The organism is Zhaonella formicivorans (assembly GCF_004353525.1).
Taxonomy (GTDB): Bacteria; Bacillota; DUOV01; order DUOV01; family Zhaonellaceae; genus Zhaonella; species Zhaonella formicivorans.
The window spans coordinates 176,638-190,872 of record NZ_CP085524.1; the positions used below are offsets into that span (position 1 = coordinate 176,638).

General features: G+C 46.6%; 17 protein-coding genes and 3 pseudogenes. 19 read left to right on the forward strand and 1 reads right to left on the reverse strand.

The annotated features are described in order from the left end of the window. Positions 1 to 275 precede the first annotated feature (275 nt). From EYS13_RS00760 to EYS13_RS00800, 9 genes and pseudogenes are all read left to right on the forward strand, one after another. Positions 276 to 569, forward strand: a complete 294-nt coding sequence (locus tag EYS13_RS00760; RefSeq protein ID WP_227765014.1) for a VRR-NUC domain-containing protein — start codon at positions 276 to 278, stop codon at positions 567 to 569. After that, positions 569 to 1,051, forward strand: coding sequence for a hypothetical protein (locus tag EYS13_RS00765; RefSeq protein ID WP_227765016.1), 483 nt, complete (start codon positions 569 to 571; stop codon positions 1,049 to 1,051). The genes EYS13_RS00760 and EYS13_RS00765 overlap by 1 nt, the downstream gene beginning before the upstream one ends. A 114-nt stretch (positions 1,052 to 1,165) precedes the next feature. Next, on the forward strand, positions 1,166 to 2,050 hold the full coding sequence (locus EYS13_RS00770; protein WP_227765018.1) for an Abi family protein: 885 nt from the start codon (positions 1,166 to 1,168) through the stop codon (positions 2,048 to 2,050). A 244-nt stretch (positions 2,051 to 2,294) separates the two neighbouring features. Further along, positions 2,295 to 2,660: an HNH endonuclease gene (locus tag EYS13_RS00775; RefSeq protein ID WP_227765020.1), complete on the forward strand. Its 366-nt coding sequence runs from the start codon at positions 2,295 to 2,297 to the stop codon at positions 2,658 to 2,660. A 223-nt stretch (positions 2,661 to 2,883) separates the two neighbouring features. Next, positions 2,884 to 4,218: a site-specific DNA-methyltransferase gene (locus EYS13_RS00780; protein ID WP_227765022.1), complete on the forward strand. Its 1,335-nt coding sequence runs from the start codon at positions 2,884 to 2,886 to the stop codon at positions 4,216 to 4,218. Continuing rightward, a pseudogene (locus tag EYS13_RS00785) lies at positions 4,215 to 4,943 on the forward strand (ParB N-terminal domain-containing protein); the annotation flags it as partial. The gene EYS13_RS00780 and the pseudogene EYS13_RS00785, both read left to right, overlap by 4 nt. Before the next feature lie 249 nt (positions 4,944 to 5,192). After that, complete coding sequence (locus EYS13_RS00790) at positions 5,193 to 5,363, forward strand: hypothetical protein (RefSeq protein WP_227765026.1); 171 nt, start codon at positions 5,193 to 5,195, stop codon at positions 5,361 to 5,363. A gap of 140 nt (positions 5,364 to 5,503) precedes the next feature. Further along, positions 5,504 to 5,983 (forward strand): phage terminase small subunit P27 family, encoded by a 480-nt coding sequence (locus tag EYS13_RS00795; RefSeq protein ID WP_227765028.1) that lies wholly within the window; start codon positions 5,504 to 5,506, stop codon positions 5,981 to 5,983. After that, positions 5,983 to 7,527, forward strand: a pseudogene (locus EYS13_RS00800) (terminase large subunit). Before EYS13_RS00795 ends, EYS13_RS00800 begins: the two are co-directional and overlap by 1 nt. A 5-nt stretch (positions 7,528 to 7,532) precedes the next feature. Here the strand turns inward: EYS13_RS00800 and EYS13_RS00805 are convergent. Then, on the reverse strand, positions 7,533 to 7,826 hold the full coding sequence (locus tag EYS13_RS00805) for a hypothetical protein (protein ID WP_227765030.1): 294 nt from the start codon (positions 7,824 to 7,826) through the stop codon (positions 7,533 to 7,535). Between the two features lie 329 nt (positions 7,827 to 8,155). Here EYS13_RS00805 and EYS13_RS00810 point away from each other — a divergent pair, with 329 nt between their 5' ends. The 10 genes and pseudogenes from EYS13_RS00810 to EYS13_RS00855 all read left to right on the forward strand — a co-directional run bounded on the left by EYS13_RS00810 (position 8,156) and on the right by EYS13_RS00855 (position 14,228). Beyond that, positions 8,156 to 8,410, forward strand: a complete 255-nt coding sequence (locus tag EYS13_RS00810) for a type II toxin-antitoxin system prevent-host-death family antitoxin (RefSeq protein ID WP_227765032.1) — start codon at positions 8,156 to 8,158, stop codon at positions 8,408 to 8,410. Further along, positions 8,403 to 8,735: a type II toxin-antitoxin system RelE/ParE family toxin gene (locus EYS13_RS00815; protein ID WP_227765034.1), complete on the forward strand. Its 333-nt coding sequence runs from the start codon at positions 8,403 to 8,405 to the stop codon at positions 8,733 to 8,735. Before EYS13_RS00810 ends, EYS13_RS00815 begins: the two co-directional genes overlap by 8 nt. Positions 8,736 to 8,816: 81 nt before the next feature. Next, positions 8,817 to 9,982, forward strand: a pseudogene (locus EYS13_RS00820) (phage portal protein). A gap of 17 nt (positions 9,983 to 9,999) precedes the next feature. Further along, entirely contained in the window at positions 10,000 to 10,644 is a 645-nt protein-coding gene (locus EYS13_RS00825; protein ID WP_227765036.1) for an HK97 family phage prohead protease, read from the forward strand. 155 nt (positions 10,645 to 10,799) lie between these two features. Continuing rightward, positions 10,800 to 11,948, forward strand: coding sequence for a phage major capsid protein (locus tag EYS13_RS00830; RefSeq protein WP_423055291.1), 1,149 nt, complete (start codon positions 10,800 to 10,802; stop codon positions 11,946 to 11,948). 71 nt (positions 11,949 to 12,019) lie between these two features. Beyond that, entirely contained in the window at positions 12,020 to 12,481 is a 462-nt protein-coding gene (locus tag EYS13_RS00835) for a hypothetical protein (protein ID WP_227765038.1), read from the forward strand. A gap of 18 nt (positions 12,482 to 12,499) precedes the next feature. Further along, complete coding sequence (locus tag EYS13_RS00840) at positions 12,500 to 13,093, forward strand: head-tail connector protein (protein WP_227765040.1); 594 nt, start codon at positions 12,500 to 12,502, stop codon at positions 13,091 to 13,093. 5 nt (positions 13,094 to 13,098) lie between these two features. Continuing rightward, complete coding sequence (locus EYS13_RS00845) at positions 13,099 to 13,416, forward strand: phage head closure protein (RefSeq protein WP_227765041.1); 318 nt, start codon at positions 13,099 to 13,101, stop codon at positions 13,414 to 13,416. Beyond that, positions 13,416 to 13,823: an HK97-gp10 family putative phage morphogenesis protein gene (locus tag EYS13_RS00850; RefSeq protein ID WP_227765044.1), complete on the forward strand. Its 408-nt coding sequence runs from the start codon at positions 13,416 to 13,418 to the stop codon at positions 13,821 to 13,823. Before EYS13_RS00845 ends, EYS13_RS00850 begins: the two co-directional genes overlap by 1 nt. Further along, positions 13,824 to 14,228 carry a DUF3168 domain-containing protein gene (locus EYS13_RS00855; RefSeq protein WP_227765046.1) on the forward strand — a complete coding sequence of 135 codons (405 nt, stop codon included), beginning with the start codon at positions 13,824 to 13,826 and terminating at the stop codon, positions 14,226 to 14,228. Positions 14,229 to 14,235: the final 7 nt, after the last annotated feature.

A 14,235-nucleotide genomic window follows, 5' to 3' on the forward strand; every position in this document is an offset into this window, starting at 1 on the left:
AAGGGAAATAAGGCACGTCTTAAACACAGTAATTGCAAGGCTTTTGAGCTTTGTGCCTTTGTGACTTAAAAATTTAAATATAGATGCTCTACACGAAAAATGCCTTTCGCGCGTGTGTATATACGCGTGTATATATAAGCGTCTTATATATGTCCAGAAAATCAAGGCACAAAGTCACAAAGCCTTAAAACCCAGTAATATCAATGCTTTGAGTGTGTTTAACAATAGGCCACAAATGAAAAAGGAAAAAGGCACAAAAAGGAGTGGAAATAAAAATGTCTGAAAAGGCTGTAGTTAATGCAATTATTGCATATTTGCAGGGGCTGGAAGGCTGCTTTGCCTGGAAGGAGCATGGCGGCATGTATGGTACTGCCGGATTGCCGGACATTATCTGTTGCTATAAAGGCAGGTTTGTTGGAATCGAAGTAAAAAAGCCCGGAGGCAAATTGACGAAGCTTCAGGAGATAACTCTTCGGGATATAGAGCGGGCTGGCGGTGTGGCAGATAAGGTAAGCTCGCTGAAAGAAGTTATCGAACTATTAAATGCTTTACAGGGAGGGGGCCTTTAATGGAGACAAAGGAATATGTGGAATACCTTCTCAAAAATTACAACAGGATAAAAAAGGACATTGAATATCTGAAATTTGAACTTGAGCATCTTCAAAATATCACCGAGGACGAGACAATAGAGGCTCTCTGTTTTAAGCAGCCGGAAGGAGAAAAAGTAAATACTGGCGGCATATCCGACAAAACCGCCCGTATTGCCTTGATTTTCCGACAGTATATGCAGAGAATGAACAATAATGCGAGGGCGGAAATTGTGAAGGAAATCAGGGCGGCTGAATTTGAAATCATGAGGCTTGAGCACTGTGTGGACAGGCTTGACAGGAAGGTTAGGGATGTAATAAAGGATTTATATTTTAACGAAATGACATGGAGCAAAATTTGCGATAAATATGTAATAAGTGAGCGGACACTCAATAGGTATAGAAAAATTGCTGTTGATGAGCTTGTAATGGTGTTTGACGGCAAGAGAGATGTTGTTTGGTAACAAAATTGTGATTGACAAAATTTTATAGCTGGAGTATTATAATATTAACAGAGCTCACCACGCCTCTTAACAATGCGTACCAAGGTGAGACTTTTTATTTTGTGAGGGTTTTTTATGGTGACTGATTTGTCAGCAAATAATAATATAAAAAAACCTACCACATTTGAGGAACAAATTGAAATATTAAAAGCGCGAAACATGGTTATTTCAGATGTGGAGAAGGCAAAAAATATCTTAAAAAGAATAAGCTATTATCGCTTAAGTGCATATATGCTGACACTAAAAGAAAATGACAGGTTTTATGACGGTATTTCTCTTGAAGATGTTTATAACCTTTACGAATTTGATAAGAAATTAAGAAATTTGCTGTTGGGTATGCTCGAAAGCATAGAAATAACTTTCAGGACTCATATAGCATATTTACTTGCGCATAAATATGGACCTATAGGATATCTAGACAAAAACAATTTCCAAAATGATCAATTTCACAATGACATGATTTTACAAATTAACAAAGAAATAGACAGAAGTGATGAATTGTTTATCAAGCACTATAAGGATAAGTATAAAGGAATATTTCCTATATGGGTTGCAATTGAAGTTACATCCTTTGGGTTATTATCAAAGATTTTTTCAAATATGAAAAGTGAAGACAAAAAAGAAATAGCCGAAAATTATTATCATATTCCCTATAAGTATATTGAAAGCTGGCTATATGTCTTTTCTACTATTAGAAATATTTGTGCCCATTATGGTAGACTTTATAATCGTAAACTGACAATTACACCTCGTTTAGACAAAAAAGATAAAATGAAAGGCATTGACAATAATAGTTTTTTTTCAGTTCTATATGTAATGGGAAAGGTCTATTTAAACAAGCCTGCGTGGGATTCTTTTGTAACTAACATTAAGTCATTAATCGAAGAATATGAAAATGCAGATATAAAGCTGATGGGTTTCCCAGCAAAATGGGAAACATTATTAAGACAGGTACAGTAAAAGTACAGTAAAAGTACAGTAAAGTGCCAGTGACATGTCATTTTTCCTATGCTAAAATTTAAGCTGAAGAAGTATAGATATTACTCTCGGTTTTGCCGCCGGGAGTTTTTTTATTGCCTGAAAAACGGAGAGATATATATAATTAAATGCAAAGGCTGTATCTGGGGAACATGGCTTACACGAAAAAAGGTGTACTGCATGTTCCCTATTTGTTTTAAGGAACAGAGGAAACGAGGGATAGAAAATGCCAAGGAAACCAAAACGTCCTTGCTCTTATCCCGGGTGCCCAGCATTAACGGAGGACAGGTATTGCCTAGAACACAAGAAAAAGTCGGACATGGCATATAACCGGCAGCGTGGGTCGTCAACGCAGCAGGGATATAATGCCCGTTGGCGTGCGGCGAGGAAGCGTTACCTTGCGGAGCATCCTCTTTGTGCCCAGTGTTTAAAACAGGGGAAGCTGATACCGGCTACTGTGGTTGACCATATTGTACCCCACAAGGGCGACCAGCGGTTGTTTTGGGATGAGAGCAATTGGCAGGCCCTCTGTAAGATTTGTCATGACTCAAAGACTGCCCGAGAGGACGGACGTTGGGGCAAGGGGGGCTGAAATCCTCCCAAGGCGGGCACCGAGAGCGGGCGCGCGGTCATGCGCGAAAAGTCGCGAAATTCAAGGCGGGGGGTTAAGACGGTTGCAAAATACCAAACCCCATACAGAAGGCGGATTAACGAAGAATGGGCATGCTTGAAAAAGCCGCAAAACACCGGCTATTTTCAGGCATTTTTTATATTTTTTAATTAGGGCATTTGGAAACAAAAGGAAGGTGGCGTTTTTGGATATTCAGAAGGTTTCGATAGACAAACTGAACCCTGCAAAATTCAACCCAAGAAAAGATTTGAAGCCGGGTGATAAGGAATACGAAAAGTTGAAGCGCTCTATAACCGAGTTTGGCTATGTAGAGCCGATTATTTGGAATAAGCAGACCGGAAATGTTGTCGGTGGCCACCAGCGGCTTAAAGTATTGCAGGAAATGGGGCAGACGGAGATCGACTGTGTGGTTATCGACTTGCCGGAGGACAGAGAAAAGGCATTGAATGTTGCCCTTAATAAAATCCAAGGTGAATGGGATGTGCTGAAACTCTCAGAACTCATTGCTGAATTAGACAAATCTATGTTTGATATAACGCTTACCGGTTTTGATGCTGCGGAGATTGATGAATTGATGGAGAGCTTCCACTCTACCACCTGCAAGCAGGATGAGTTTGATGTGGATAAAGCCTATGACGATATTTCGCAAAAGGAAACCTTGACACAAAAAGGAGACATCTGGAGACTGGGTAGGCACCGCTTGATGTGTGGCGACAGCACTAAGCACGAGGATTTTATTGCGCTGATGGACGGGCGAAAAGCCCAGCTTTGCGTTACATCGCCGCCCTATGGCGTGGGTAAGGACTATGAAAAGAAGGGTATTGAGCCGTGGTTTGAAACGATGCGCCCGGTTATCAAGAACGTCTGTAGGTTCTCTGAAATTGTGTGCTGGAACCTGGGCGACCTTTACGCCACAGGCTCGCAATTTATCGAGCCCACCACCATGTATTCTCTGGATATGTTCCGGGAGCAGGGTTTTCGCCCCATATGGATCCGCATCTGGGAGAAGCAGGGGATGAACTTCGGCGTAGGGCCCTACCACCTGGTTTCCAATAAGCCGGTGCAGCAGTACGAATACATCTCGGCTCTGGCGGATGTGGAACTGCAAAAGCAGACCGAAGAGGACATACCAGACGAATACAACTTTCTGGTGGGCATGGCACGGCATAACTATAAATTTGTCAGGCGCCTTACCAAAGAGGAGAGGAAAAACTGGGGCTACAAGGGCATCTGGCGCATCAATACTGTCCGGGCCAACAAGGAGCACCCGGCCATGTTCCCGGTAGAGCTTCCCTGGCGTTGTATCAAGATGCACTCCGACAGGGACGGCATTATACTTGAACCTTTTACAGGTTCTGGAACAACCATCATTGCAACGGAGCAGCTTGAAAGAAGCTGCTTTGGTATGGAGATAAGCCCCGTATACTGCGACCTTGCCATCAGGCGGTGGGAGGAATTTACCGGACAGAAGGCAGAGAGGATATGCAATGCATATGAGGAAGGCGGTGGCAACGGATGAACCTACAGAAAATCGCGATAGATAAACTTAAGCTTGCCAAATACAACCCGAGAAAAGACCTTAAGCCCGGCGATCCGGAATATGAAAAACTCAAACGGTCGATTCTGGAGTTTGGTTATGTGGAGCCAATAGTCTGGAACAGCCATACAGGGAATGTAGTGGGAGGCCACCAGAGATTAAAAATTTTAAAAGAACAAGGGCTTAAAGAAGTGGACTGCGTTGTTGTGGACATGGACGAACAGCGGGAAAAGGCCCTTAATGTCGCCCTGAACAAAGTGCGGGGGGATTGGGACCTGCCGCTCCTTAAAGATTTACTTCAAGAATTGGACAAGGCGATGTTCGACGTTTCCCTTACCGGCTTTGACGCGGCAGAAGTGGATGAGCTTCTTTCCAAGGTGCACGATAAGGAGGTCAAAGAGGACGATTTCGACGCAGAAAAAGCTATCGCGGAAATCAAGGAGCCGGTTTCAAAATATGGGGACATCTGGCTTCTCGGCAGGCATCGGCTGATGTGCGGGGACGCCACTTGCCTTTCCGACATTTTGACCCTGATGGATGGAAAGAAGGCCAACATGTGCATCACCGACCCACCCTACAACGTGAACTATGAAGGCGCAACCCAGGACAAACTGAAAATCATCAACGATAAAATGGCCAGCGGGAAGTTTTATGAGTTTCTATTTCATGCTTTTAAAAACATATTTGAGGTATTGGACGACGGGTGTGCAGTTTTGGGGAACAAAAACATATATCTGAGGTTCAAAAGCAGCCGGTACAGGCTTAAAGATACTTGACTTCCTGTGCTTAAAGAGCGTTAATTCTACTTACAAAAAGCACAAGGGAGGTATTATCAATAAATTTAGGCCTACATTCAGCTCGTACAGGCCGTAAATAAACAGGCTCTAACACAGAAACATTCCACGCCTAAGCTAACAAAGAACGAAAATGAAAAGTATGCTATCAGGGTGTGGCTTTTGAGGATAGGTTTTGTCGGTGATGCGTATAAGACCAGCCGTAAACTTCTGCTTGAAAGGCTTTCCGGAAACAGCGCCTTCCGTACAGAGGAGGCCGCACAAAAGGTGGCAATGCAGAGGGCCAATCGGAAAAAAGAAGCAGAAGGTGTAGAGGTGGCGGCTGCAGTATGAAACAGGCCCATTTTTTTAGAAAAATCTCAACACTTGAGGAACTGAAGGAGCACACACTGGCTGAAGAGAAAAATCGAGGGAAGCCCAAGTAAAGGCTTCCTTTTTTCATGTTGTTTTTATGAAGAGGGAGGTGAAAGACGATGGCGACCAGAGGAAGAAAACCAAAGCCAACAGCCCTTAAGGTACTCGAGGGAAATCCCGGTAAGCGTCCACTTAACATGAATGAGCCAAAACCAGAGAAAAAGGAGCCGAAGTGCCCTTCCTGGCTTGAGCCGGAGGCAAAGAAGGAGTGGCGCAGAATGTCCAAGCAGCTTGAGGAACTGGGGGTGCTGACACAGGTGGATGCCGCAGCCTTTGCAGGCTATTGCCAGGCCTATGCACGCTGGAAAGAGGCGGAGGAATTTCTCTCCAAGCACGGTACCATTTTTAAGACACCGTCGGGATATATCCAGCAGGTGCCGCAGGTATCCATCGCCCAGACCTACCTTAAGATAATGAGGGATTTCTGTTCGGAATTTGGACTTACGCCTTCCAGCCGCTCCAGAATTGCTGTTGATAATGCCGTAAAAGATAGCGCCGACCCCATGGAAAAGCTGCTTATGAGGAGGCATAACGGGTAATGTATGACGATAGGAAAGCGCAGCATGCGGTGGACTTTATCCAAAATCTGAAGCACACCAAGGGCATCTGGTATGGGGTGCCCTTTGAACTCCTCCCCTGGCAGGACAAAATCATCCGGGATATTTTTGGAACGGTCAAGGAAAACGGGTACAGGCAATATAACACCGCGTATGTGGAAATACCGAAAAAGCAAGGTAAAAGTGAGATGGCTGCAGCGGTGGCTCTCTACCTCACCTGCGCTGATGGTGAATGGGGTGCGGAAGTTTACGGTTGTGCTTCTGACAGGCAGCAGGCCTCCATTGTTTTTGATGTTGCGGTGGATATGGTGGAGCAGTGTCCGGCCCTGAAAAAGAGAATCAAACCGGTGCTCTCTCAGAAACGGCTAGTATATACACCGCTCAACAGCTTTTATCAGGTACTCTCGGCTGAAGCCTATACCAAGCATGGATTGAATGTGCATGGTGTAGTATTTGATGAACTGCATGCCCAGCCAACAAGGGAACTGTACGATGTTATGACCAAAGGTTCCGGTGATGCCCGGATGCAGCCATTGTTTTTCCTCATAACGACTGCAGGGACTGACCGCAACAGCATCTGCTGGGAGATCCACCAAAAGGCTGAGGATATTTTAAAGGGGCGGAAAATCGACCCTACTTTTTATCCTGTCATCTACGGCATTGATGATGATGACGACTGGACAGATGAAAGAAACTGGTACAAAGCTAACCCGTCCTTGGGTGTGACGGTGGATATAGATAAGATGAGGGATGCCTTTAACAGCGCCAAAGATAATCCAGCGGAGGAAAATCTATTCCGGCAGCTTCGGTTAAACCAATGGGTGAAGCAGTCGGTCAGGTGGATGCAGATGGACAAATGGGATGCCTGCACCTTTCCCGTTAATGCGGAGGAACTCCGAGGGCGAATTTGCTATGGAGGCTTAGACTTATCCTCTACGACAGACATAACTGCTTTCGTGCTGGTATTTCCACCGCAAGACGAGGAGGACAAGTATCAGGTGCTACCCTTTTTCTGGATTCCGGAGGAGAACCTTCAGATTCGGGTGCGGCGTGACCATGTGCCCTATGATGTATGGGAAAGATAAGGATATCTTAAAACCACTGAGGGAAATGTTGTGCACTATGGCTTTATCGAAGCCTTTATTGAAGAACTGGGCACCAAATATAACATCAAAGAAATTGTCTTTGACCGCTGGGGGGCGGTCCAGATGGTGCAAAACCTTGAGGGCATGGGCTTTACGGTAGTGCCCTTCGGGCAAGGGTATAAGGATATGTCACCGCCCACCAAGGAACTTATGAAGCTGGTACTGGAAGGGAAAATCGCCCATGGAGGAAACCTGGTGCTGCGCTGGATGATGGACAATATCTATGTTAAAACCGACCCGGCAGGCAATATCAAGCCGGACAAAGAAAAAAGCACCGAGCGGATTGACGGTGCTGTTGCGCTTATAATGGCTCTCGATAGAGCAGTTAGACATCAGAATAGAGGGTCTGTGTATGACAACAGAGGGATTCTTGTGCTATAGAATTTTTATTTGTTAATTTCCTCTATTTTTCGAACAACCCTCATGGTAGCATTTCCAACATATTTGTAAACAGTGGCTGATGTTACAAATTCAGCAGAGCAGGATTTTGGCATGTCTTTTTGTGTATCGGGCTGATAGCCAAAAGGTTCTAAAATAGTTTTTACCATCCGTCCCAGTGCTTGTTTTGTGAAATTATCAGTTAAATCAAAAGTAGGTGATGGGAGATTTTTATAATAATTTTCTACTTCTTGAATGCAGGCAGATAAAGCAGGTTTATCTGCTTCGGTTGCGTCTATCATTGCGATAATGTTATCGTCCTTTGACAGGATGTTTTCAAAAATATGGATCGCTTCCGGATTGCCGTCAAATTTTTTACAGTTTGGGTTTTGGGCAATAAAATCCCTAAATGATGCTTTCGTAGGTTATCCCTCCTAAAAAAAGATTTTTACATATGTATTATCACATATGTAAAAATAAATGTCAACACTATAGAAAAACTTTAATTTATTTTTTATTGAAGATTTGAGGGCTTCAGGTATAAATATTCTAAGTCCCTTCATTGTTGCTGTTGTATTTTACGAAGAATATTGCTATAATAATAACAGCAAAAAGGGAAAGGAGATTTATTATGCCTAACATTAAGCCGATTTCTGATTTAAGGAATTACAATGAAGTGTTGCGCAGCATAGAGGAGGGTTCACCGGTCTTTTTAACAAAAAATGGCCGCGGCCGCTATGTGATAATGGATATACAGGAATATGAAAAAATGCAGGCGAAATTAAAATTGCTTATTGAACTTGCTAAAGGTGAAAAGGCGGGGCAGGAAAATGGATGGCTAACCATTGATGAACTAGAAGCATCCCTGGGGGTAACGAATGGTTAATCTTAAAATCTCGCCCAAAGCGCAAAAGGATATGCTGGAGATAAAAGAATATATCTCCGAGGAATTAGGTAATCCTACAGCAGCAACGAATGTGCTGGCCAAAATCACCAAACGATTCAGAGATCTTATGGAATTCCCGTTGATTGGAACGCCCTTGTCCTCTGTTATTAAAATTGAAACAAGCTATCGTTACCTTGTGTGTGGGCAATATACAGCTTTTTACCGTTATGAAAATGATACTGTATATGTGGACAGAGTGCTATATGGCAAACGAGATTTTATGCGAATCCTCTTTGGGGATGTTGCAGAGGAAGAAGACAACTGATTATCAAATATAAGATTTTGATTGGTAAGAGCATCGCTTAGACGGTGCTTTTTTCATGCCTTTTTTTCAGGAGGATCGAGCATGAAACTATCGATATTATCAAGATTTTTTCAACCCAGAGCAGGTCCTAACGACAGGCGGGACAGTCCCATAAGCAGCAGGCTTAAGGCCTTCCTGCTGGGAGAGGATGTCGGCTTAGGCTTGGCTTCTACTGCAGGTGTCAGGGTAGATGAGGAAACCGCAATGCGCGTAACTGCTGTTTATGCCTGTGTTAAGCCCACCCTTTATATTCCATACTTCACGATATGCCCAATCCGGAGATGACCAGCTTTACCTTCCGGGAGGTGCTAATGACCCAACTTCTGTTGTGGGGAAATGCTTATGCGCAGATAGTACGGGGCAAGGGTGGACAGGTGCTGGAGCTGTGGCCGCTTTCACCTGCAGGCATGGAGATCATCCGGGATGAGAAAACCAAGCAGCTGGTTTACAGGCATACAGAAGGTGTGAAAACCACTGAGTACAAGCCTGAACAAATATTCCATATTCCGGGTTTAGGCTTTGACGGGGTGAAAGGTTTATCTCCAATTGCCATGGCGAGAGAAGCTATCGGGCTGGCGCTGGCAACTGAAGAATTCGGCGCGAGGTTTTTCGGCAACGGGGCGCGCCCGGGAGGAATCCTTGAGCATCCAGGGGTGGTAAAGGACCCGGAGAAGCTGAGAAAATCCTGGGAGGAGGTATATAAAGGGCTTCAGAACTCCCACAAGATAGCAGTTCTTGAGGAGGGCATGAAATACCATGAAATCGGCATACCGCCGGAGGATGCACAGTTTCTTGAAACCCGCAAATTCCAGCTTAACGAAATTTGCAGGCTTTTTAGGGTACCACCCCACCTTGTAGGAGACTTGGAGAGGGCCACCTTCTCAAATATCGAGCATCAGAGCATCGACTTTGTGGTGCATACCATCAGGCCATGGCTGGTGCGCTGGGAGCAGGCTATTATAAAAGATTTGCTGCTGCCCGAGGAAAGGAAGCTGTATTTCCCCAAATTCAACGTTGACGGGCTTTTAAGAGGCGACTTCAAAACAAGGATGGAAGGCTATGCCATTGGCCGCCAGAACGGCTGGTACAGCGCCAACGACATCCGCGAGTTGGAGGATATGAACCCTATCCCTGAGGAAGCAGGCGGCGACCTTTACCTTGTGAACGGCAATATGCTGCCAGTCTCTCTGGTGGGCAGTAAAACTTAAGGGAGGTGAGAACTTAAATGGACAAACAGAAAAGAAGACAGGCTGAGCCAGCGCAGCTGGAGAGAAGAACGGTATCCATGACGGAGCTCAGGGTACTTAGCGAGGGTGATGAAGAAGCGACAAAGCCCATCATTGAGGGCCATGCCGCTGTTTTCAACCAGTGGTCGGAGGAGCTTGGGTGGAGTTTTCCCTTCCGGGAAAAGGTAATGCCCGGCGCCTTTAAGGAGACTATCCAGGTGGATGACATACGGGCGCTGTTCAACCATGATCCAAACTATGTGCTGGGCAGGAACCGTTCAGGCACCCTTGAACTCAAGGAAACGCAAAAGGGGCTGCTGGTAAGGATAACACCTCCGGAAACGCAATGGGCCCGAGACCTTTTAGTCAGCATAGACCGAGGAGACATTTCGCAAATGTCCTTCGGTTTTTTAGTTATTGAGGACCGTTGGGGCACCGAGGACGGCGGTGATATCAGGGAGCTTCAAAAGGTAAAGCTTTTTGATGTTTCTCCGGTAACCTTTCCGGCATACCCCCAGACCGATGTCGGCGTAAGAGGCGCCCTTTTAAGCTATGAGAGGCATTTAAAGGAATTGTCCGAGGCGGAAGAGTCGCGCGCAAGGCAGCGGTTGGCACTGATAAAACGGAAAATAGAACTACTTTGACAGGAGGTATTCTAAACATGAACAAAATTAAAGAAATGGAAGCACGTAAAAAGGATGCAAGGCTTAGGGCCCTTGCCATCCTTTAGAAGGCTCAGGCTGAAGGCCGATTTCTGACTGAGGAAGAGGAAAAGTTGGTCAAGCAGCTTGAGGAGGAAATGAAAAGATGGGACGATACAATTGCCCGCACCAGGGCGCTGATGGAGGAAGAGGAGCAGCCGGAGGAAAGGGACATGGAGCCTGCAAGGCCCAATCCCAAGGCGGCGGTAGCTTTAGGAGAGCAACGCTTTGCCAGCTTCGGCGAGCAGATGTTGGCTGTGTACCGGGCGGCGGCGCCGGATGGCCGTATTGACCCGAGGCTTACCACAAGAGCCGCCAGCGGTCTAAGCGAGAGCGTACCCTCTGACGGCGGTTTTCTGGTGCAGCAGGACTTTGTCACAGACCTTTTAAAGCGCACCTATGAGACAGGGGTTCTCGCTTCAAGAGTCAGCAAGATTCCGCTTTCCACCAATGCTAACGGGCTGAAAATCAATGGCGTGGACGAATCCAGCAGGGCGAACGGCGCTCGCTGGGGCGGCATTCAGACCTACTGGGAGAACGAGGCTGACCAGCTTATCGCCTCCAAGCCCAAATTCAGGGTGATGGATTTGTCCCTGAAGAAATTGACCGGCCTTTGCTACGCAACAGACGAGCTTCTGCAGGATGCGGCAGCCTTGGAGAGTGTGCTCCGTCAGGGCTTTGCGGAGGAATTCGGCTTTAAGATTGACGATGCCATCCTGACAGGCACTGGTACCGGGCAGCCCCTTGGCATTCTGAATAGCGATGCCTTGGTGAAGGTGTCTAAGGAAAACGGCCAGACCGAGCTGATCAGGGTGGAAAACCTCTTCAACATGTGGTCAAGACTATGGGGTAGAAGCAGGACAAATGCCGTGTGGTATATCAACCAGGAGATTGAGCCTCTTCTTTTTACCATGAAAATCGGTGATGTGCCGGTATATATCCCGGCAGGTGGACTTTCGGAAGCACCTTATGCGACACTTTTCGGAAGACCGGTAGTGCCTCTTGAACAGTGCTCGGCAGCAGGTGAGGTGGGAGACATCATCCTGGCGGATATGTCCCAGTACCTGCTTATAGACAAGGGCGGCATCAACGCGGCTTCCTCCATCCATGTAAGGTTCCTGTATGACGAGAACGTTTACAGGTTCATTTACAGGGTAGACGGCCAGCCCATCTGGAACAAGCCCTTGCAGCCATATAAGGGCAGCGCGTCAGTATCACCCTTTGTGGCGCTTGCCAGCAGAAAATAACAGTAGTGAGTAGAGAAATCCGCTTGTCACATTGATAAGCGGATTTCTCATAAGCAAAGGAGGAGATTTCAATGTATAAACCATATCATGTAGTCAATGCCCTGCCCCCGGCGGCAGATGTTTTTGCCGGTACGGTAACAACCGACGTTATAAACCTCAAAAACTGGGAGCATGTCAGCTTCCTTGTTCAATGCGGCGCAGGCGCGGTTGGAACCTCTACCATTACTGTGGAGGCCTGCGACGATACGACACCCACCAACACAGAAGCTATTCCCTTCACATATCAGGAATGTGTCTCAGGTGACACCTTCAGTGAGGTGAAGCAGGCCGACGCTTCCGGTTTTACCACTGCTGCAGCGGTAAATAAGGTGTACAAAATCGAGGTGGATGCCCAGGCTCTTGCAAAATCAGGCTGCAGCTATGTGCGCCTAAAAGCGGTGGAGGTTATCGATGATCCGGTAGCCGGTGGGATTATTGCCCTTCTGACCGGAGGAAGGTATGTGCAGGAGGTCAGCGACTCGGTTTTAGTTTAATACAGGCGGTGAGGGCAAATGAATTTAATATTGATAGAAGGGCCTGAGCTTGAGCCTGTATCTTTAGAGGAAGCTAAGTTGCACTTGAGGGTGGATGGGACAGAGGAGGATGCACTCATATCCGCCCTCATTTCAACTGCCCGGGAATTTTGTGAGAGCTTTACCGGCAGAAGCCTTGCCCTGCAGACCTTTGAATATGTTTCCGGGCCCTTTTTTTCAAACTACGGTATTATCAAGCTGCCAATGCCGCCACTCGTCGAACTTGTTTACTTCAAGTACCTCAACACCAATGGAGAAGAGATAACGCTGATAGAGGACAGCGGGTTCTATGCGGTTAAAAGCCTAGAGCCTGCTGTTTTATGTCCTATGCTTGCTACAGGTTGGCCGTTGGACTTAAGCTATAGGCCGGACGCAGTAAAAATACGCTTCAAGGCAGGCTATAGCGAGATACCAAAAAGCATAAAACAGGCCATGCTGCTATTAGTCGGCCATTTTTATGAGCACAGGGAAGCGGTCAACATAGGCGGTGGTACGGTCGGAGGCGGCGAAATAAAGGAGCTTCCGCTTGCGGTATCCTCACTGCTCCGGCCCTTTTGGGTGCCAAGGTGGTGATTTCCATGAGAATCGGGGACTTGCGGCACAGAATAACCCTGCAGAAGGTGGAAAGGATACGGGATAGTTTCGGCGGCGAACAGCTTCAGTGGGTCGATTTCGCAAGGGTGTGGGCTGCGATTTATCCGCTGGGTGGTCGTGAATATTTCGCAGCACAACAGATAAACGCAGAAGTATCGACAAAAATCGTCATCAGATATTTAAAGGGCGTTGAACCCACCATGAGGGTTAATTTTAAGGACAGGTACTTTGAGATTCTCTCTGTGATCCATATGGCGGAACGAAAAAAGGAGCTGCAGCTCATGTGCAAGGAGGTGGTCTGATGGCGAGGTCTTATACCGCAAGGGCAAAAAAGCTTAAGGTAGAGGTTGAGGGGGCGGAGGAAGTCATCAAGCTGCTGGAGGAAATAGGACAGAAGGCCGAGGAGGTGCTGGCAAGGGCGGCAGAGGCCGGAGGCAGGGTTGCGCTTTCGGAGGCAAGAAGACGGTGTCCGGTGAAAACAGGCAGGCTTCGTGCAAGCCTTACACTTACGCAGGGTAAGAAAACACCTACTAAGGCCAATGTCCGCATTGAGCATGGAAAAAAGGAATACTACGGCAAGTTTGTGGAGCTTGGTACAAAAAAGCAGCCTGCCAAACCCTTTTTAAGGCCAGCAGTAGATGAAAATAAGAAGCAGATATCCGAGGCGGTAACAGAGGAAATCGGAAGAGCGGTGGGGAGGGTGAGATAAATGCGGTTTGAGGAGGCATTATTCGCTCACCTTAAGGCTTTTACAGGCTTGAAGAGCCTTGTGGATGAAAGGATTTACCCGCTTGTCCTGCGGCAGAAGGCTGTTCTTCCGGCTGTAACCTATCAGAAAATTTCAGGAGAAAGGCTGCATAAACTGCAGGGGGATACAGGCTTTACGAGGCCGGTATATCAGCTGTCCTGCTGGGCGGAAAACTACGCTCAGTGCAAGGCTGTTGCTGAACAGGTCAGGCTTTGCCTGCAGAACCATTCGGGACTTATGGGCGGCACCGAAGGTGTCGCTGTTGGCGCAGTGCTGCTGGAGGGTGAGTTGGAGGGCTATGAGTCTGACACAGGCACGTTCTACATTAATATGGACTTTCAGTTTTATTATTCAGAGCAGGTTTAAAGGAGGT